Here is a 16525-nt window from a genome sequence, read left to right as displayed (position 1 = left end):
GACGGCGGGGCGTGCGGTCGGGTCAGCCCGGCAGCACGCCCCACTCCTGCAGGGTCTCCACGAGTCGCGGCGTGCACCGCAGGGCGGCGATCGTCGCCGCGTCCGCGAAGACGACGTCGAGCGCGTCGTCCCCGGCGACCGGCTGCGCCCCGGGCTCCAGCAGGGCGCACGCGAGGTCGACGACGTCGTAGACGACCGCACCGCCGTCGATGCGGATCCGGCCCACCTCCGCCCCCGCGCGGACCCGCAGCCCGGTCTCCTCGCGGACCTCCCGCTCGACGGCCTGGCCGACGGTCTCGCCCGGCTCGACCCGGCCACCGGGGAGCGACCACAGGCCCCGCCCCGGCTCGTTGCCCCGGCGCACCAGCAGCAGGCGGCGCTCCGCGTCGTGCACGACGGCGCCGACGCACGGCACCGCGGGAGGCTCGGCGGCGGTCACACCCGGGAGGCTACGCACGCCGGCCGCGGCCCCGCACCGCTGCGCTTGACGATCGGGGCCGCTCCCGCGACCGTGTTCCCCGATGAGTGCGTCACCGGTCTGCCCGCGCTGCGGTGAGCCAGTGGCCGTCCGCCCCGGATCCGAGGCGCACGCCTGGTGCCACCGGCACGGCGCGGTCACGCCGCTGCACCACACCGCCCTGGTCGCCCACGACGCGATCGCCGCCGTCACCGCCGACGCGCGGGTGCCGGCGTGGGTGCCGGACCCGGTGCCCCCGGGCTGGGCGGTGACCGGGCTGGCCTGGGGTGGTGAGCCGGGCGCCCGGGCGATCGTCGTCGACTGTGCCGGACCGGCCCCGCTCGGGGGCGCCGCCGAGCTCGTGCTGGTGGCCGAGGAACCCGGTACCGGCGTCGGCTGCGGCTACGCCGGTCTCCCGGGGCTCGACCCGGGGGACGTGATCTCCGGGCCGAGCTCGGTCGACGTCGAGGCCGCCGGCCAGCACGCCCCGCTGTGGGCGGTGCCGACGAGCCAGGACCGTGCGGCGTTCGTGGGGGAGGCCTACGGGGTCTGGCTGTGGCTGGTGATGTGGCCGATGAGCGCCGCCTGGCTGCTGGTCGAGGAGCTGCGGCTGCTCGACCTGCGGGAACGGATCTACCCCGACCTGCCGCTGGGGCCGGTGGGGGAGCACCTGCTGCCCGGCCGCTGATCCCCGGTCGCGGAACCGACCGGGCCGCTCGTGACCGGCGCGTCGGTGCGGTGCGCCGTGGGGCCTGTGTTACTCATGGGACGAACGCGTCCGCCGCACCCGGCGGACCCTCCTGCCGGCCCGGACGCCCGGGCTGCCTCGTCCCACACCACGGAGGTGGCGGTGAACCTCAAGAAGGTCCTCACCTGGGTGGTCGTCGCCTTCGTGCTCTTCTACGTGATCCAGGCGCCGGAGTCCTCGGCGGAGATCGTCCGCAGCGCCGGCGAGGCGCTCGGCGAGGCGGCGTCGTCGCTCGCGCAGTTCGTCGGCTCCCTGGTCTGAGCCGGTGGCCGATCCTGTCGGGCTCCCGACCAGGGCCGCCAAGGACGTCCGGAAGTACCTGCTCGACGACGAGGACGCGGTGGTGGTCACCCGCCGGCACTGGGCGGTGCTCGTCGTCCCCACCCTCAAGTTCCTGCCGGTCCTGTTCGTCGGCGGCTGGCTGCTCGTGCTGGACCCGGAGAACCGGGTCACCAGCACCGTCGGGATGCTCGTGGTCCTGGTCGCGTTGGCCACCTACACGATGCGGGTCGGTGAGTGGTGGATGCGGCACTTCATCGTCAGCCGGCGGCGGGTGCTGCTGACCTCGGGCGTGATCGTCCGGACCGTCACGCTGCTGCCGCTGCGCCGGATCACCGACCTGACGTGGAAGGAGACCTTCTTCGGCCAGCTGCTGGGCTACGGCACCTTCCGGTTCGAGTCCGCCGGGCAGCAGCAGGGGCTGTCGGAGATCACCTTCCTGCCGCGCGCCGGCGACCTCTACCGCGAGGTCAGCGGCCTGCTGTTCGGCAGCGACTGGGGCAGCGCCGGCGCCGGGGACGACGAGGGCAACCCCGAGTCGCCGGCACCGGCCGGGCCGGTCGCCACCGGCGGACGGCGGGACACCGAACCCATCCCGCCGCTCCCGCCGCGAGAGCCGTGACCGGCCGCTCCCCGGGTGGTGCATGCCCGCGTGCGGCAGGCTGACCGGTGATGCGGATCGACCTGCACACCCACTCCTCGGTGTCCGACGGGACCGACGACCCCGCCGCGCTGCTGGCCGCCGCGCGGGCCGCGGGCCTCGACGTCGTGGCGCTCACCGACCACGACACGACGGCCGGCTGGGCTGCGGCGGTGGAGGGCCGTCCGGCCGGGCTGACCGTCGTCCCCGGCATGGAGATGTCCTGCCGCTGGTTCCCCTCCGACCAGCCGCCGATCAGCGTGCACCTGCTCGGCTACCTGTTCGACCCGCTGCACCCGGTGTTCGCGGCGGAGCGGGCCCGGCTGCGGGACGAGCGCCTCGGTCGCGCCGAGCGGATCGTGGCGGCGCTGGCCGCCGACGGGTACCCGGTGGTCTGGGCGGAGATCGTCGCGCACGCCGGCGGCGGGGTGATCGGCCGGCCGCACGTGGCGCAGGCGCTGATCCGTGCCGGCGTCGTCGGCACCGTCGCGGAGGCGTTCGCCGGGCTGCTGCACCACCGCAGCCCGTACTACGTCAGCAAGGCCGACACCGACGTCCGCGAGGGGATCGCCCTCGTGCGGGCGGCCGGCGGCGTGCCGGTGTTCGCCCACGGGCTGGCCACCGCGCGCGGCCGGGTGGTCGGGGACGACGCGATCGCCGCCATGGCCGCAGCCGGGCTGCTCGGCCTGGAGGTCGACCACCCCGACCACACCGCCGAGCAGCGCGCCCACCTGCGCGGGCTGGCCGCCGAGCTCGACCTGATCGCCACCGGCTCCAGCGACCACCACGGCACCAACAAGGCGACGCCGCTCGGCGCGTGCACGACGGACCCGGCGCAGTTCGAGCGGCTGCTGGCGGCGGGCACCGGCACCGCGCCGTGGCGCGACTGATCCGGAAGCGTCGCCCCCCGCGGCTACCGTGACCGGTATGCGCAACCCCACGGACGGCGGGCAGGGCGTCCTGCCCGGCATGCCCCGGCGGCTGCTGCGCGCGAGCCCGAAGTCGCTTGCCGACTTCTCCGACTGTCCACGGCGCTACCGGTTCGCCAACGTGGACCGGCCGAGCCCGCCGCGCGGCCCGCGGTTCGCCCACCACACCGTCGGCACGGCGCTGCACCAGGTGCTCTCCTCGTGGTGGGACCTGCCTGTCGAGCGCCGCACGCCCGGGGCCGCGCGGCAGCTGCTCGTCGCGGCCTGGAGCCCCGCGGGGTTCCGCGACGACGAGCAGTCCGACCGCTGGCGGGCCCGGGCGGCCGGCTGGCTCACCGACTACCTCGCCGGCGTCGACCCGACCGAGGAGCCCCGCGCCCGGGAGCGAACCGTCAGCACGATGACCGAGCGGATGACGCTCTCGGGCCGGGTGGACCGCATCGACGAACGCGGCGAGGAGCTCGTCGTCGTCGACTACAAGACCGGCCGTGCACCGAGCACCGATGACGAGGCGCGCGGCTCCCAGGCGCTGGCGCTCTACGTCCTCGCCGTCCGCCGCACGCTCCGCCGGCCGTGCACCCGGGTCGAGCTGCACCACGTGCCCTCCGGCACGGTGGCCGCCTTCGAGCACACCGAGCGGTCGCTGGCCAACCACGCCCGGCGGGCCGAGGACGTCGCCATCGACATCCAGGCGGCGAGCGAGGCGGTGGCCGCCGGGCAGGACCCCGACGCCGCCTTCCCGGCGGTCCCGGGCAAGCAGTGCGGGTGGTGCGACTTCCGGCCCAGCTGCCCGGCGGGGCAGGCCGCCGGCCCGGCCCGGGAGCCGTGGAGCTTCCTCCCCGAGGACGACGCGGCCACCTGATGGAACGGCCACGCTGCAGGGTCCCGCCCCGAGCTCGCAAGGGGTGGGGGGCAGCGTGGTCCTCTCTCAGGCGGCCGGCGCCACGGGCGCGCGGACGAGCCCGGCGCGCACGATCGGTGACCGGTACGCCCGATCGGGCAGCGCCAGGAACGCGGTCCGGAACGCCCGGAGCCCGGCGGTCGCCGCGGCGTCGGTCAGCGCCAGCCCCGGCAGGGAGTACATCCTCCGGGCCCAGGCGGGCAGCAGCGCGAAGCAGAGCGCCGCCAGGGTGCCCCACACCGGCCTCGCCGGCGTCAGCACCTGCAGCCACCCGGGCATCGGCGGCAGGAAGAGGTCCCGGACACCCTTCACGGCCGCCGGGGTGGCCGCCAGCGAGGGCCGCATGCCCTCGAAGTACGCGTCGAGCTCGGCCACCGACCTCGGCACCGTCGCCAGCGGCACCCCCACGAGGTGCGCGAAGGTCACCTGCTCGTCCACGTAGCGGTCGGCCTCGTCGTCCGTCAGCGCCACCCCCGCCCGGCGGGCCGTCGTCAGGATCGACGCGACGGCGCAGGCGTGCACCCACAGGAGCAGGTCCGGGTCGTCGACCCGGTAGGCGCGGCCGGTCGTCTCCTCGACGCCGGAGAGCTTCCGGTGGTAGCCCCGCACCCGGGCGGCCATCCGGCGCGCCTCGGTCCGCCGCCCGAAGACGACCGTCTCCATGTACTGGCCGGTGCGGGTCATGCGCATCCACCAGTCGTCCTTGAAGCCGGCGGAGTTGCGCGCAACGCCGTCCATGGCCACCGGGTGCAGGGCCTGGAGCATCAGCGCCCCCATCGCGCCGACGTGGTATGCGGGGTCGCCGTGGATCCGCCAGGTCACGCTCCCCGGGCCGAAGAAGCCCAGCCGGTCCTCCTCCTCGGTCCAGTCGTCGGGCGAGGGCAGCGGTGCCAGCCGGCTCACGACCGCTCCTCGGCGCTCGACCAGAAGTCGCAGAGCACCTCGAGGGTGCGCGGCGGGTTCTCGACGGCGGGGGAGTGGATCGCGTTGTCGATCACCTCGTGCCGGGCGCCCAGCCGGCGGGCCATGTCGGCCTGCACGTGCGGCAGCCAGGCGTCGTCGGCCTCCCCGTGCGCCACCAGGACCGGCACACCGGCCTCCTTCAGCTCGGCCACCCGGTCGGGTTCGGCCAGCATGGCGTCGGCCATGCCCCGCAGCCCGGCGGCGGAGTTGCGCAGGAAGCGGCGCGAGTAGAACTCCCGGGTCGGCGCCGGTACGGCCTGCGCCTTGGGATCGGTCATCGCCAGCTGCTCCAGCGTCTCGTGGACCAGCGGCACGCCCCCGGCGTCCAGCAGGGGGCCCAGGTGGTCCAGCAGCTCGGCGCGGCGTCCGGTGAGCCGGGAGGGCCCCGACCCGAGCAGCGTGAAGGTGGTGAACAGGCCCGGTTCGGCGAGGACCGCGGCCCGGGTGACCAGCCCTCCGAAGCTGTGCCCCACCAGGTGGAGGGGCGCACCGGACTCCTCCCGCAGCACCTGCGCCACCGCGACGACGTCGGCGCCGAGGGCCGCCACCGAGTACTGGGCCGGGTCGTCGGGGCCCGGTGACTCATACTGCCCCCGCTGGTCCAGCGCGACCACCCGGTACCCGGTGGCGGCGAGCGGGCTCAGCAGCGGGGCGAAGTCCTCCTTGCTGCCCGTGTAGCCGGCCACCATCAGCGCGGTGCCGCGGGCGGCGCTTCCCCCGGTGTCCAGGGCGGCGAGCGGCCCGGCGCCGCCGGGAAAGGTGCGCGCGACCGCGTCGTGCCGCGCGAGCTGGCGGAGGTCGTCGGGCGCGATGGCGAGGGACACGGGTCGGGCATCGGGGCCGCCGGGCAGGACCATGGCCCCCAGTGAACCCCGAACGCAGCGGGCGCGCCGGGGCGGGGCGGCCTCAGCGGTAGACGCGGACCTCGCCGGGCAGCGCGAGGACGACCGCAGGGCCGACGACGGTGGCCACCGCACCCTCGGGCAGGTCGCTCGCTCCCGACCGGCCCAGCTCGTCGCCGGTGCCGGGGTCGAGGTGGACGATCCCGTCGGACGTCGGGACGGGCAGCGTCGTGGTGCCGTCCGCGGTCGCCTCCCCGGGTACACCGGTGGCGGGAGCCGTCCACAACGGTCGGGCGGACTCCGGGTCGAGCGCGGTGAGCGTGCCCCCGGCGGAGACCAGCACCGCGGTGTCGGTGGCCGACGCCCGCACCGCGGACCCGGGGCCGGCGGCCAGGGTGGTGAGCAGCGAGCCGTCGGCGGCGGAGAGCAGCTGAACCTCGTCGCCCAGGCGCACCGTGACGAGCTGGTCCGCGCCCACCAGCTCGGTGGTCCCACCGTCGGATCCCGGCAGGTCGCGGGTCCAGTGCGGGTCGCCGTCGAACCCGTCCAGCAGCTCGAGCTGCGCGGTGTCGGAGCCGGCGCACTGCTGCAGCACCGCCACGCCTGCGTCGCCGGCCGCGGACCGCAGCAACCGGCAGCCCTCCGGAGGGGCGTACCGCCAGCGGATGCCGCCGGCGGTGGGGTCGAGCGTGACGATCCCGGTGGGGCTGCGGGCCAGCACGATGCGGTCGGTGGAGGAGAGGGTCGCGTCCGCGCGGAAGTCGACGTTCCGGGTCCATGCGCGGACGCCGGTGCCGGCGTCCAGGGCGACCGCCTCGTCGCACCGGTCCTCGGTCCGGAAGACCGCCACCGCGACGCCGTCGGTCGCCGTGAGCCCGCAGAGCCGGGCGTTGGCCCGCGTGTAGTGCCAGGCCTCCTCGCCGGTCGCCGGGTCCAGCCCGCGCACCCCGTGCGGCGAGCCGACCAGCACGCGCCCCTCCTCGACGACGTCCCCGGGCACGGGGTCGCCCTCGGTGGACCACGCCTCGGCGACGGTGTCGGCCGGCGCCCCCGCAGGGGGATCGGCCGCGGGCGCGGTGCTGCTCGACGTGGCGGCCGCGTCCGAGCCCCGCCACAGCAGCGCGGCGACGACGACCAGTGCGACCGTGGCCGCCGTCCAGACCCACACCCGCAGCGGCGGCGCGCCGACGGTGGTGGACCGGCCACCCGCCAGGGGTCCGCGCCGAGCGTGCGAGGCGTGGGCCCCCGGGAGGTGCTCCGTCATCAGCCCTCGGAGCCGGCGCCCGAACTCTCCGCGCCGGCGCCACCCGCGCCCGAGCCGCCGCGTCCGGCACCGCCACGCCGGCGCCGGCGGCGCGGCCTGGCGCTCCCACCCTCGGCGGAGGCCGCCGGGGTCGTTCCGGCCGGTGCGGCGCCCTCTGCCGCCGGGCCGTCGGCAGCGGCCGCCGTCTCCCCGCTGCGGCGGGTCCGCCGCCGCGGACGGCTCTTGCCGCCGCCCGCGGACTGCTCGTCGCCGGGCTCCTGGCGCTGCGCCGGGCCGCGCGAGTCGCCGCGACCCGCGGGGCGGTTCCGCTTGCCGGTCTCGCCGAGGTCCTCGAGCACCTCCGCGTCCAGCCCCTCACGGGTCCGCTGCGAGCGCGGCAGCCGGCCCTTGGCGCCCTCGGGGACGTCGAGGTCGGTGTAGACCCACGGGGAGGTCGAGTAGGTCTCCGGTGGGTCGGCGAAGTCCAGGTCCAGCGCCTTGTTGATCAGCTGCCACCGGGGGATGTCGTCCCAGTCGACCAGGGTGACCGCGACACCGGTCGACCCCGCGCGGCCGGTGCGGCCGATGCGGTGCACGTAGGTCTTCTCGTCCTCCGGGCACTGGTAGTTCACGACGTGGCTGACGCCGGTGACGTCGATGCCGCGGGCGGCGACGTCCGTGGCCACCAGCACGTCCACCTTGCCGCTGCGGAAGGCCCGCAGCGCCTGCTCCCGGGCGCCCTGACCCAGATCGCCGTGCACGGCCGCGGCGGCGAAGCCGCGGTCGACGAGCTCGTCGGCGACCTTCTGCGCGGTGCGCTTGGTGCGGCAGAAGACCATGACCAGGCCGCGGTCGCGGGCCTGCAGCACGCGGGAGAGCAGCTCGGGCTTGTCCAGGTTGTGCGCCCGGTAGATGAACTGGGTGGTCTGCGGAACCGTCGAGCCCTCGTCGTTGCCGTGAGCGCGGATGTGCGTCGGCTGCGTCATGAAGGTCCGCGACAGGGTCACGATCGGGCCGGGCATCGTGGCCGAGAAGAGCATCGTCTGCCGCTTCTCCGGAACCATCGCGAGGATCCGCTCGATGTCGGGCAGGAAGCCGAGGTCGAGCATCTCGTCGGCCTCGTCGAGGACGAGCGCCTTGACCTTGCCCAGGATCAGGTCGCCCCGCTGGGCCAGGTCGAGCAGTCGCCCCGGCGTGCCGACGACGACCTCGACACCCTTGCGGAGCGACTCGATCTGCGGCTCGAAGGCGCGGCCGCCGTAGATCGCCTCCACGCGGATGCCGCGCTTGGCGCCGGCGGCGCCCAGGTCGCGGGCGACCTGCACGCACAGCTCGCGAGTGGGGACGACGACCAGTGCCTGCGGCACCCCGTCACCGCCCTCGGCCGGCGGGACGACGCGCTGCAGGAGCGGGACGCCGAAGCCCAGGGTCTTGCCGGTGCCGGTGCGCGCCTGGCCGATGAGGTCGTTGCCGGCGAGCGCCAGCGGGAGGGTGAGCTCCTGGATGGCGAAGGTGCGGTGGATGCCCACGTCGGCCAGTGCGGCGACGATGTCGGGGTGCACGTCGAAGTCGCTGAACAGCGGGCTGTCGGCGGCGACGGGGGCGCCGCCGAGCTCCTCGACGGTCTGCGCGAGCTCCTCGGGAGCGGGCGCGCCGGTCTCGGCGTGCTCCAGCTCGGGGGCGGTGGTCTCGGTGGAGGTCTTCTCGGTGGAGGTCAAACTCTCGCCTCTGGTCTGCTGGGGACCGGCTGCGGCAGCGGTGTCGCCGCCTCGCGCCCGTCCCGGGTCGGTTGTCGCGGGATCGGTTCCTGCGCCGACGCGGCCAGCGGAACCGGACCTCGCCACGGCCCGGGAGACAGCCCGGGGGGCGTCGTCCAGCGATCGTCAGCGCACAGATGTTCGAGCGCGCCCGGAGGCTCGCCGATTCCCATGCTAGCGCGAGCACCGGTTAGCCTCTCGGCGCCGCGCTGCCCGGTGTCGGGTGCGTCACCCCTCCGGGGCACGCGGCGCCACCGCTGCCGAGCCCAGGAGTTGCCGTGCCACCGGTCCAGAACACGGCGGTCGCCGACCTGCTGGGGGTGCTCGCCTACGCCGAGCTGACCGCGTTCGACCGGCTGGCCGAGGATGCCCGGATGGCGCCGTCGCTCACCGGCCGGGCTGCGCTCGCCCGGATGGCCGCCGCCGAGATCGCGCACCACTTCCGGCTCACCGCGCGGCTGGAGGAGCTGGGCGTCGACCCCGCGACGGCGATGGCGCCGTTCGTCTCGGCGCTGGACACCTTCCACGAGAGCACCCGGCCCAGCACGTGGCTCGAGGGGCTGGTGAAGGCCTACGTCGGCGACGGGCTGGCCGCCGACTTCTACCGCGAGATCGCCGGCTTCCTGCCCGAGCCCGACCGGGGGCTGGTGCTCGACGTGCTCGCCGACACCGGCTACGCGGACTTCGCCGTCCGCGAGGTGCGCGCGGCGATCGCCGCCGACCGCGCGGTCGCCGGCCGGCTGGCGCTGTGGGGCCGCCGCCTGGTGGGGGAGGCCATGACCCGGTCGCAGGCGGTGATCGCCGAGCACGACCCGCTCGCCGAGCTGATCGTCTCCGGCACCGGCGACCTGTCGGGGATCGGCCGGCTCATCGAGCGCATCACCAGCGCGCACACGGCCCGGATGAAGACCCTCGGCCTGAACCCCTGAGGCGATGACATCGTCGGCCTCCGGCCGACACCGCGGCCACGTGCCGTCCCCCTGGTGCGCCGAGCGCGTCCGTCGGGCCTGCGCGGGACCCTCCGGGCCCCACTCGGCACGACCATGCAGAAGGGGGCGGCTCCGCCGCAGCGGAGACGCCCCCTTCGCTCAGGTGCTGCTCGTGGCCGGCTGCGGTCAGCTGCCGGTGCCGGCGATGAAGCCCACGCGGCGCTGGTCGGCCTGCGCGATCTCCACGTAGGCGATCCGGTCGACGGGGACCAGGACCTGGCGCCCCCGCTCGTCGACCAGGGTGAGCAGGCCGTCCTTCGTCGAGCCCGACATGGCCTTGGCCACCTCGGCCGCGATCTCATCAGGGGTCTTGGGGCTGTCGATGACCAGCTCCCGGGGCGAGTGCTGGACGCCGATCTTGACTTCCACGTGGGCGATGCCTCCTCGGTTCGCGCGACTGAGGCCAACGCTAGTCCAGCCGTCGTCGCGGGCACCGTCCGAACCCGTGCGCCGTCAGCGAACGCCGCCGCTCAGCCCTGGGCCGGCTCGCCGTCGACGCGGGGGAAGCCGGAGATGCCCCGCCAGGCCAGCGCGGACATCAGCGAGACCGCCTCGTCGCGGGAGACGGTGCCCTTCCGCGGTAGCCACCAGCGGGCGCTGCTCTCGGCCAGCCCCGACAGCCCCGAGGCCAGCAGCAGCGCACGCTCCGGGTCGGCTCCGGTGTCGGCGGCGATGACGCCCGCGATGGCCTCGACGCACACCGCCGTACCGCGGTCGACGACGGCGCGGACGTCGTCGTCGTTGCGCAGGTCGGACTCGAAGACCAGGCGGAAGGCCTCGCCGTCGGCGTCGATGAAGTCGAAGTAGGCGCCGACGGCGGCGTCGACCCGGGCCCGGTTGTCGGCGGTGCGGCCCATCGCCTCGCCCACGCGGTCGGCCAGCTCGGAGACGTGCTCCTCCAGCAGCGCCAGGTAGAGCTCCCGCTTGCCCGGGAAGTGCTGGTAGAGCACCGGCTTGCTGACTCCGGCCCGGACGGCGATGTCGTCCATGGCCGCCGCGTGGAAGCCGTGGGCGACGAAGACCTCCTGGGCCGCGCGCAGCAGCTGGAGACGGCGCGCGCCGCGCGGCAGTCGGGACGTGCGCCGGTTGGCCGCGGCGGGGCGTGAGGGCTGCATGGCGAGGGGGATGGTACCGGCGGGCTGCCGGAGTGATCGACAGACGGCACTCAGCGTTACCGTCGCCGGTGATGTCCGAGGCCCCGCTCTCCACCACCCCGCTACCGGCGCTGGAGGTCGCGGTGCCGCCGTGGCCGGGCGAGGAGGTGCCGGTACGCGGCGGGGCGGTGTTCGTGCGGCGCACGCCGTGGCGGGGTCCCGTCGGGGACGGGCCGCCGGCGGGCGCGCCCCGGGAGCGGGCGCTGTACGTCCACGGTCTGGGCGGCGCCTCCACGAACTGGACCGACCTCGCGGCCCTGCTCGCGGTGCGGTTCGACGGCTGGGCGGTGGACCTGCCCGGGTTCGGCCGGTCACGGCCCCCGGCGCGCGGGCGGTACTCCATCCGCAGCCACGTGCGCGCCGTCGTCGACGTCCTCGAGCACGTCGCGGCCCAGCCGGGCGCGGGCGCCGGGGATCCGGTGCACCTGGTGGGCAACTCCCTCGGCGGCCTGGTGAGCCTGCTCGTCGCCGCGCTGCGCCCCGACCTCGTGGCGACGCTGACGCTGGTCTCCCCGGCCATGCCCGTCTACCGGGTGCCGCCGGCGTTCGGCCGGGCGCTGCTGCTCCTGCTCGTCCCCGGCGTGCCGACCCTCGCGGAGCGCCGGCTGGCCGCCGTCTCCCCGGAGGAGAGCGTCCGGTCGATGGTGCGGATGTGCTTCGGGAACCCGCATGCCGTACCGCCCGAGCGCGTGGAGCAGGCGGTCCAGGAGATGCACGAACGGGCCCAGCAGCCCTGGGCGGACCGGGCCCTGGCCCGGAGCATGCGCGGGCTGATCACCTCCTACCTGAGGCTCGGCCCGGCCAACGCCTGGCGGACGGCCCGGGGGCTGCGGATGCCGGTCCTGGTGATCTGGGGCGGGCGCGACCGGCTGGTCGATCCCGCCCTCGCGCCGCGCCTGGCCGCGACCGTGCCGGACGGTCGGCTCCTGCTCCTCGACGACGTCGGGCACGTGGCCATGCTGGAGGCCGCGGAGCCGACGGCGCGGGCGGTGCTCGGGATGGTGGAGGGCCGAACCACGGGGCCGGGCGTGGCGGCCCCGCCGGCTGTCGCCGACGCGCCACGCAGCGTGAGACGCTGAACGCACCGGGGGACGGAGCGAGCGAGCGGGGAGGCGACCGGTGGGAGGACGTCTGACCGACGGCCGACCCGTGGCCCGTCCCGGCCCGCCCCCCGCCCGCGGTCGGCCGCGGCCGACCGCCGGCCCCCGGGGTCGGCTGCGCCGGTTCGTGCGGCGCCACGGCTGGCGGGCCTACGCGATCCCCTTCCTGGCGCTCGCCACGGTCGCCGTCCTCGTCGACCTCGCGCTGCACCCTCCGGGCGCGACGCCCGCCGCCCCCGCCGCGGTGGCCACCTCGGCCCCGGCGGTCGAGACCTCCGCCCCGGCGCCCTCCCCACCGGCCGAGCCGGTGGCCCCCGCCGAGGGGGATGCCGGCCCGTCGGAGACCGCCCCGCCGGAAGCGGTTGCGGAGGAGTACGTGCAGCAGGGGGCGGGCAGCCTCTCGCTGGTCGGCGGCGGCTCGGAGGTGTACGGCACCGGCCCGCTGCAGCGGTTCATCGTCGAGGTGGAGGACGGCATCGGCGTGGACGGCGCGGCGTTCGCGGACGCCGTCACGGAGACGCTCGGCGACCCGCGGTCCTGGGGCAACGGTGGGCGCTACTCCTTCCAGCGGGTGGGCGAGGGCGCGGCGTTCGACTTCCGGGTGAGCCTGGTCAGCCCCGGCAGCATGGAGACCTACTGCCCGGGCGTGGGCACCGGCGGTTACACCTCCTGCCGGTACGGCGACCGCGCGGTGATCAACCTCGCCCGGTGGGCGACCGCCGTCCCGCACTACGGGGGCGACATCGCCACCTACCGGCGGTACGTGGTCAACCACGAGGTCGGGCACGTGCTCGGGAACGGGCACGTGCAGTGCCCCGGGCCCGGGCAGCTCGCCCCGGTGATGCAGCAGCAGACCCTCGGGCTGCAGGGGTGCGTCCCGAACGCCTGGCCCTTCCCGTGACGCCGGGTGCACGTGGCCGGGGGGCGAGCCGGCCGGTCCCTCGGTGGCCGAGTCGGTGGGCGCACGACCCGATGCTGCGGACGTTCGAGGAGCGGGTGCGGCACCGCCCGGACGAGCCGTTGTCGCCGCTGGTCGAGCACGACCTGACCGACGGGCTCGATGCGCCGGCCGGGACGCTTATGAGGCTGGGGCCGGGGCCGCGGGCGCCCTTCTGCGCCGTCGTCCTGGACGTCGCGCGGATGGCTGACGGCGGAACGGTGGTGTGCGGGCTCGCCGGCCCGGGGGGCGTGTTCGCCGGGTACCGCGACGCCGACGGCGCGGTCGTGCTGGAGGTCGAGGGACCCGACGGGCCGGTCGTGGTCGGGACGGCGCCGGTGACGCTGGCCGCCCCCTTCCGGCTGGCCTGCGTGGTCAACGAGAACCGGGTGACCGTGCTGGTGGCCGCCGACGACGGCTGGCGTCCCGTGCTCAGCCTGCGCGACGAGATCGTCCGCACGACCGACCTCCGGGACCCGCAGGTGCTGGGCGCGCTGGAGTACGCCGCAGGGGTCCGCGGCCCGGAGGGGACGGTGCTGGCCCGGCTGGCCGCCGGTTACTCCGGGGCCGTGGGGCTCCGGGATCCCCAGGTGGTCCGGCGCCCCGACGGCCGCCCGGTCGTACGCGACGGGCAGCTCTACCTCACCGCCACCAACGCGGGACTGGGCTTCTTCGAGCACGCGCACTGGGGGGTGTGGACCCTCGACCTCGCCGACCCCTCCCGGCTGACCCAGGTGGGCGCGGTGTTCTCCGAGCGGGACGGTCTGCTCCTCGGTGACCACGCCGGCGCCATCGTGTGGGAGGAGGAGTCCGACCGGTACCTGGTGTTCGTCTCCTCGTGGGGCGACCACACACCCGAGCGTGGCGTCCACGTCCGGCATGCAACCGTCACCGGCACCGACCTGCTCCGGGGGGTGCACGTGCTCCGCACCGAACGGTTGGCCCTGCCCACCGAGGTCAGCGCCTGGGATCCCTCGCTGGCCCGTGTGGGTGACCGCTGGTACCTGGCCTTCACCGAGTGCCCGTCGTTCGGGCCCCCGCGCTACGTCTTCCGCCCGGCGCTGGCCACCACGACCGCCGCCGAGCCCGTCACGGGCCTGGAGCGGGTCGGGTCCGACGACGCACTCGAGCAGGCGGAGGGCACGATCCTGCAGCGGCTCGGGCGCTCCTGGTACGTGCTGGCCAGCGACCGGGATGCCGCGGCGTACCCGGTGTACGACCTCGGCCTCCGGCGGATCGGGGCGTTGCGGGCGCCCTACGGCTCGAACATCCCCCACCCCATGGTGGTCCCGGTGGGCGACCACTCCGGGCCGTGGTGGATGGTCACCTTCGACGGCACCTCCTGGCACGAGCCGGTGCTGGGGTACGGCACCCACGGGGACCTCGTGGTGCACATCGCGCAGCCGCCGTCGGCTCGGACGTCGCTGGCGGCGGGGGCCCGGGCCGCCGCCCGGCGGCTGCCCGATCCCCTCCGCGATCGCCTCGGCGTCGCCCTCGCCGCGGGCCGCGGAGCAGCGCAGCGGGTCCGCACGCGCCGCTGATCGCGGTCCGCCGCGCCCGGGCCGGGCCCCGGTGCCGACCGGCCGGGTGCGTCGGCAGGGACCTCCGGGGTCGGTGGGATTAGGGGCGCGTGCCACGCTGTTGTCGCCAACGACTACCGGCCCGTGGGGCCGTGTCCGCGACATGAAGGAGCAAGCGTGTCCCTGCCACCGCTGGTGGAGCCGGCCGCCGACCTGTCGATCGACGAGGTCCGCCGCTACAGCCGCCACCTGATCATCCCCGACGTCGGCATGGACGGTCAGAAGCGCCTGAAGAACGCCAAGGTCCTGGCCGTGGGTGCCGGGGGTCTGGGCTCGCCGGTGCTGATGTACCTGGCCGCGGCCGGGGTCGGCACGCTCGGCATCGTCGAGTTCGACACCGTCGACGAGTCCAACCTGCAGCGTCAGATCATCCACGGGCAGTCCGACGTCGGGCGGTCGAAGGCCGAGAGCGCGCGGGACTCCATCAAGGAGATCAACCCGCTGATCGACGTCCGGCTGCACGAGACGCGGCTGGACAGCGACAACGTCCTCGACATCTTCGGCCAGTACGACCTGATCGTCGACGGCACCGACAACTTCGCCACGCGCTACCTGGTCAACGACGCGTGCGTGCTGCTGAACAAGCCCTACGTGTGGGGCTCGATCTACCGGTTCGACGGCCAGGTCTCGGTCTTCTGGAACGAGCACGGCCCCAACTACCGCGACCTCTACCCCGTGCCGCCGCCGCCCGGCATGGTCCCCAGCTGCGCCGAGGGTGGCGTGCTCGGCGTGCTGTGCGCGACCATCGGCGCGATCCAGGCGACCGAGGCGGTCAAGCTCATCACCGGCATCGGCGAGACGCTGCTCGGCCGGCTCATGGTCTACGACGCCCTGGAGATGACCTTCCGCGAGATCAAGGTCCGCAAGGACCCCGAGGGCGAGCCGATCACGGAGCTCATCGACTACGAGGCGTTCTGCGGCGTCGTCTCCGAGGAGGCCCAGGAGGCTGCCGCGGGTTCGACGATCACCGTCGACGAGCTCAAGGACATGATGGACGCCGGCAAGGAGTTCGAGCTGATCGACGTCCGGGAGCCCAACGAGTACGAGATCGTCTCGATCCCCGGCGCCACGCTGATCCCCAAGGACGAGATCCTCTCCGGCCGTGCCCTGGCGCAGCTGCCGCAGGACAAGCCGATCGTGCTGCACTGCAAGACCGGCGTGCGCTCGGCCGAGGCGCTCGCCGCGGTCAAGAACGCCGGCTTCAAGGACGCCGTGCACGTCCAGGGCGGCGTGACGGCGTGGGCCACCCGCATCGACAAGGCGCTGCCCACCTACTGAGAGGACCCTGTCCCTCCCCGCGACACGCTTCGCGCGCCGCGGGACCCTGGGACAGGGCCGTTCCAGCAGCTCACCGGGGCCCGGTCCGCTTCCCACCAAGGGGAGGCGGGCCGGGCCCTCGGCATGTTGGACTGGCGCCATGGCCGACTTCTCGCCCGTGGAGCTCCTCGAGCTCTTCCAACGCGCCCAGAACCAGTTCACCGACCGGGTCGACGCCGTGGCGCCGGACCAGTGGGAGGGCGAGTCGCTGCCCGGGTGGACGGTCGCCGACCTGGTGGCGCACCTGGTGAACGAGGCGCTGTGGGTGCCCCCGCTGCTCGCCGGTGAGCCCTACGACGTGATCGAGGGCCGGTTCCCCGACGACACCACCGACCTCCTGGGCGACGATCCGCTGCTGGGCTGGGAGTCCGCGGCCGACGGCGCGCTGTCGGCGTTCGCCGAGGACGAGGGCCTCGTCCGCACCGTGCACCTGTCGCGGGGCCCGACGCCGACCACCGAGTACATCTTCGAGATGACCACCGATCTGACCGTGCACGCCTGGGACCTCGCCCGGGCCACGGGCAGCGACACCGAGCTGGACGGCGAGCTGGTGACCGCCGCGCTGGTCTACGCCGAACGTCTCCCCGAGGACGGGGTGCCCGGGCTGTTCGACCCGCCGCTGGACGTCTCCCCGGCGGCGCCGCCGCAGACCAGGCTGCTGGCCCGCTTCGGGCGAAAGGACTTCTGAC

At 75.3% G+C, this 16525-nt stretch carries 18 protein-coding genes; 11 read left to right on the top strand and 7 right to left on the bottom strand.

The window, feature by feature from the left end:
- Positions 1-22: 22 nt before the first annotated feature.
- On the bottom strand, positions 23-439 hold the full coding sequence (locus ACI8AP_RS13750; RefSeq protein ID WP_456589913.1) for an NUDIX hydrolase: 417 nt from the start codon (positions 437-439) through the stop codon (positions 23-25).
- An 82-nt stretch (positions 440-521) separates the two neighbouring features.
- Between ACI8AP_RS13750 and ACI8AP_RS13745 the strand changes: the two genes are divergently transcribed.
- The 5 genes from ACI8AP_RS13745 (at position 522) to ACI8AP_RS13725 (ending at position 3915) form a co-directional block, all read left to right on the top strand.
- Positions 522-1145 (top strand): DUF6758 family protein, encoded by a 624-nt coding sequence (locus ACI8AP_RS13745; RefSeq protein WP_456589912.1) that lies wholly within the window; start codon positions 522-524, stop codon positions 1143-1145.
- Positions 1146-1307: 162 nt separating this feature from the next.
- Positions 1308-1466, top strand: coding sequence for a hypothetical protein (locus tag ACI8AP_RS13740; RefSeq protein ID WP_456589911.1), 159 nt, complete (start codon positions 1308-1310; stop codon positions 1464-1466).
- Positions 1467-1470: 4 nt separating this feature from the next.
- Positions 1471-2106, top strand: coding sequence for a PH domain-containing protein (locus ACI8AP_RS13735; RefSeq protein ID WP_456589910.1), 636 nt, complete (start codon positions 1471-1473; stop codon positions 2104-2106).
- A 50-nt stretch (positions 2107-2156) separates the two neighbouring features.
- Positions 2157-3014, top strand: coding sequence for a PHP domain-containing protein (locus ACI8AP_RS13730; RefSeq protein ID WP_456589909.1), 858 nt, complete (start codon positions 2157-2159; stop codon positions 3012-3014).
- A gap of 37 nt (positions 3015-3051) precedes the next feature.
- Positions 3052-3915, top strand: a complete 864-nt coding sequence (locus ACI8AP_RS13725; protein ID WP_456589908.1) for a RecB family exonuclease — start codon at positions 3052-3054, stop codon at positions 3913-3915.
- A 66-nt stretch (positions 3916-3981) separates the two neighbouring features.
- Here the strand turns inward: ACI8AP_RS13725 and ACI8AP_RS13720 are convergent, their stop codons facing one another.
- The 4 genes from ACI8AP_RS13720 to ACI8AP_RS13705 are packed head-to-tail and all read right to left on the bottom strand — an operon-like array spanning position 3982 to position 8720.
- Positions 3982-4857, bottom strand: a complete 876-nt coding sequence (locus ACI8AP_RS13720; protein ID WP_456589907.1) for an oxygenase MpaB family protein — start codon at positions 4855-4857, stop codon at positions 3982-3984.
- Entirely contained in the window at positions 4854-5774 is a 921-nt protein-coding gene (locus tag ACI8AP_RS13715) for an alpha/beta fold hydrolase (RefSeq protein WP_456589906.1), read from the bottom strand. The genes ACI8AP_RS13720 and ACI8AP_RS13715 overlap by 4 nt, the downstream gene beginning before the upstream one ends.
- A 49-nt stretch (positions 5775-5823) precedes the next feature.
- Positions 5824-7023: an outer membrane protein assembly factor BamB family protein gene (locus ACI8AP_RS13710; protein WP_456589905.1), complete on the bottom strand. Its 1200-nt coding sequence runs from the start codon at positions 7021-7023 to the stop codon at positions 5824-5826.
- Positions 7023-8720 carry a DEAD/DEAH box helicase gene (locus tag ACI8AP_RS13705; protein ID WP_456589904.1) on the bottom strand — a complete coding sequence of 566 codons (1698 nt, stop codon included), beginning with the start codon at positions 8718-8720 and terminating at the stop codon, positions 7023-7025. The genes ACI8AP_RS13710 and ACI8AP_RS13705 overlap by 1 nt, the downstream gene beginning before the upstream one ends.
- A gap of 317 nt (positions 8721-9037) precedes the next feature.
- Here ACI8AP_RS13705 and ACI8AP_RS13700 point away from each other — a divergent pair, with 317 nt between their 5' ends.
- A complete protein-coding gene (locus ACI8AP_RS13700) occupies positions 9038-9688 on the top strand; it encodes a ferritin-like fold-containing protein (RefSeq protein ID WP_456589903.1) in 651 nt (216 codons plus the stop codon).
- A 186-nt stretch (positions 9689-9874) separates the two neighbouring features.
- Here ACI8AP_RS13700 and ACI8AP_RS13695 read toward each other — a convergent pair whose 3' ends face one another.
- Positions 9875-10117: a DUF3107 domain-containing protein gene (locus tag ACI8AP_RS13695; protein WP_346619940.1), complete on the bottom strand. Its 243-nt coding sequence runs from the start codon at positions 10115-10117 to the stop codon at positions 9875-9877.
- 101 nt (positions 10118-10218) lie between these two features.
- Complete coding sequence (locus ACI8AP_RS13690) at positions 10219-10863, bottom strand: TetR/AcrR family transcriptional regulator (protein WP_456589902.1); 645 nt, start codon at positions 10861-10863, stop codon at positions 10219-10221.
- A gap of 71 nt (positions 10864-10934) precedes the next feature.
- On the opposite strand from ACI8AP_RS13690, the gene ACI8AP_RS13685 reads away from it, so the two are divergent.
- From ACI8AP_RS13685 to ACI8AP_RS13665, 5 genes are all read left to right on the top strand, one after another.
- The gene (locus tag ACI8AP_RS13685; protein ID WP_456589901.1) at positions 10935-11981 is read left to right on the top strand and encodes an alpha/beta fold hydrolase; all 1047 of its coding nucleotides are present in this window, start codon (positions 10935-10937) and stop codon (positions 11979-11981) included.
- A gap of 148 nt (positions 11982-12129) precedes the next feature.
- The gene (locus tag ACI8AP_RS13680) at positions 12130-12903 is read left to right on the top strand and encodes a DUF3152 domain-containing protein (protein WP_456589900.1); all 774 of its coding nucleotides are present in this window, start codon (positions 12130-12132) and stop codon (positions 12901-12903) included.
- A gap of 71 nt (positions 12904-12974) precedes the next feature.
- The gene (locus ACI8AP_RS13675; protein WP_456589899.1) at positions 12975-14480 is read left to right on the top strand and encodes a hypothetical protein; all 1506 of its coding nucleotides are present in this window, start codon (positions 12975-12977) and stop codon (positions 14478-14480) included.
- Between the two features lie 156 nt (positions 14481-14636).
- Positions 14637-15797, top strand: a complete 1161-nt coding sequence (moeZ, locus tag ACI8AP_RS13670) for an adenylyltransferase/sulfurtransferase MoeZ (RefSeq protein WP_456589898.1) — start codon at positions 14637-14639, stop codon at positions 15795-15797.
- Between the two features lie 139 nt (positions 15798-15936).
- Positions 15937-16524: a TIGR03086 family metal-binding protein gene (locus tag ACI8AP_RS13665; RefSeq protein WP_456589897.1), complete on the top strand. Its 588-nt coding sequence runs from the start codon at positions 15937-15939 to the stop codon at positions 16522-16524.
- Position 16525 lies beyond the last annotated feature (1 nt).

It is taken from the genome of Blastococcus sp. SYSU DS1021, from assembly GCF_054050995.1.
Note: the sequence above shows the minus strand (reverse complement) of the source record. Positions and strands in the feature narration are given on the sequence as shown.

Excerpts from the sequence above, each read along its gene's own strand:
- ACI8AP_RS13745 (WP_456589912.1), top strand. The coding sequence starts at position 522 with ATGAGTGCGTCACCGGTCTGCCCGCGCTGCGGTGAGCCAGTGGCCGTC.
- ACI8AP_RS13690 (WP_456589902.1), bottom strand. The coding sequence starts at position 10,863 with ATGCAGCCCTCACGCCCCGCCGCGGCCAACCGGCGCACGTCCCGACTG.
- ACI8AP_RS13730 (WP_456589909.1), top strand. The coding sequence starts at position 2,157 with ATGCGGATCGACCTGCACACCCACTCCTCGGTGTCCGACGGGACCGAC.
- ACI8AP_RS13715 (WP_456589906.1), bottom strand. The coding sequence starts at position 5,774 with ATGGTCCTGCCCGGCGGCCCCGATGCCCGACCCGTGTCCCTCGCCATC.
- ACI8AP_RS13665 (WP_456589897.1), top strand. The coding sequence starts at position 15,937 with ATGGCCGACTTCTCGCCCGTGGAGCTCCTCGAGCTCTTCCAACGCGCC.
- ACI8AP_RS13685 (WP_456589901.1), top strand. The coding sequence starts at position 10,935 with ATGTCCGAGGCCCCGCTCTCCACCACCCCGCTACCGGCGCTGGAGGTC.
- ACI8AP_RS13710 (WP_456589905.1), bottom strand. The coding sequence starts at position 7,023 with ATGACGGAGCACCTCCCGGGGGCCCACGCCTCGCACGCTCGGCGCGGA.
- ACI8AP_RS13675 (WP_456589899.1), top strand. The coding sequence starts at position 12,975 with ATGCTGCGGACGTTCGAGGAGCGGGTGCGGCACCGCCCGGACGAGCCG.
- ACI8AP_RS13725 (WP_456589908.1), top strand. The coding sequence starts at position 3,052 with ATGCGCAACCCCACGGACGGCGGGCAGGGCGTCCTGCCCGGCATGCCC.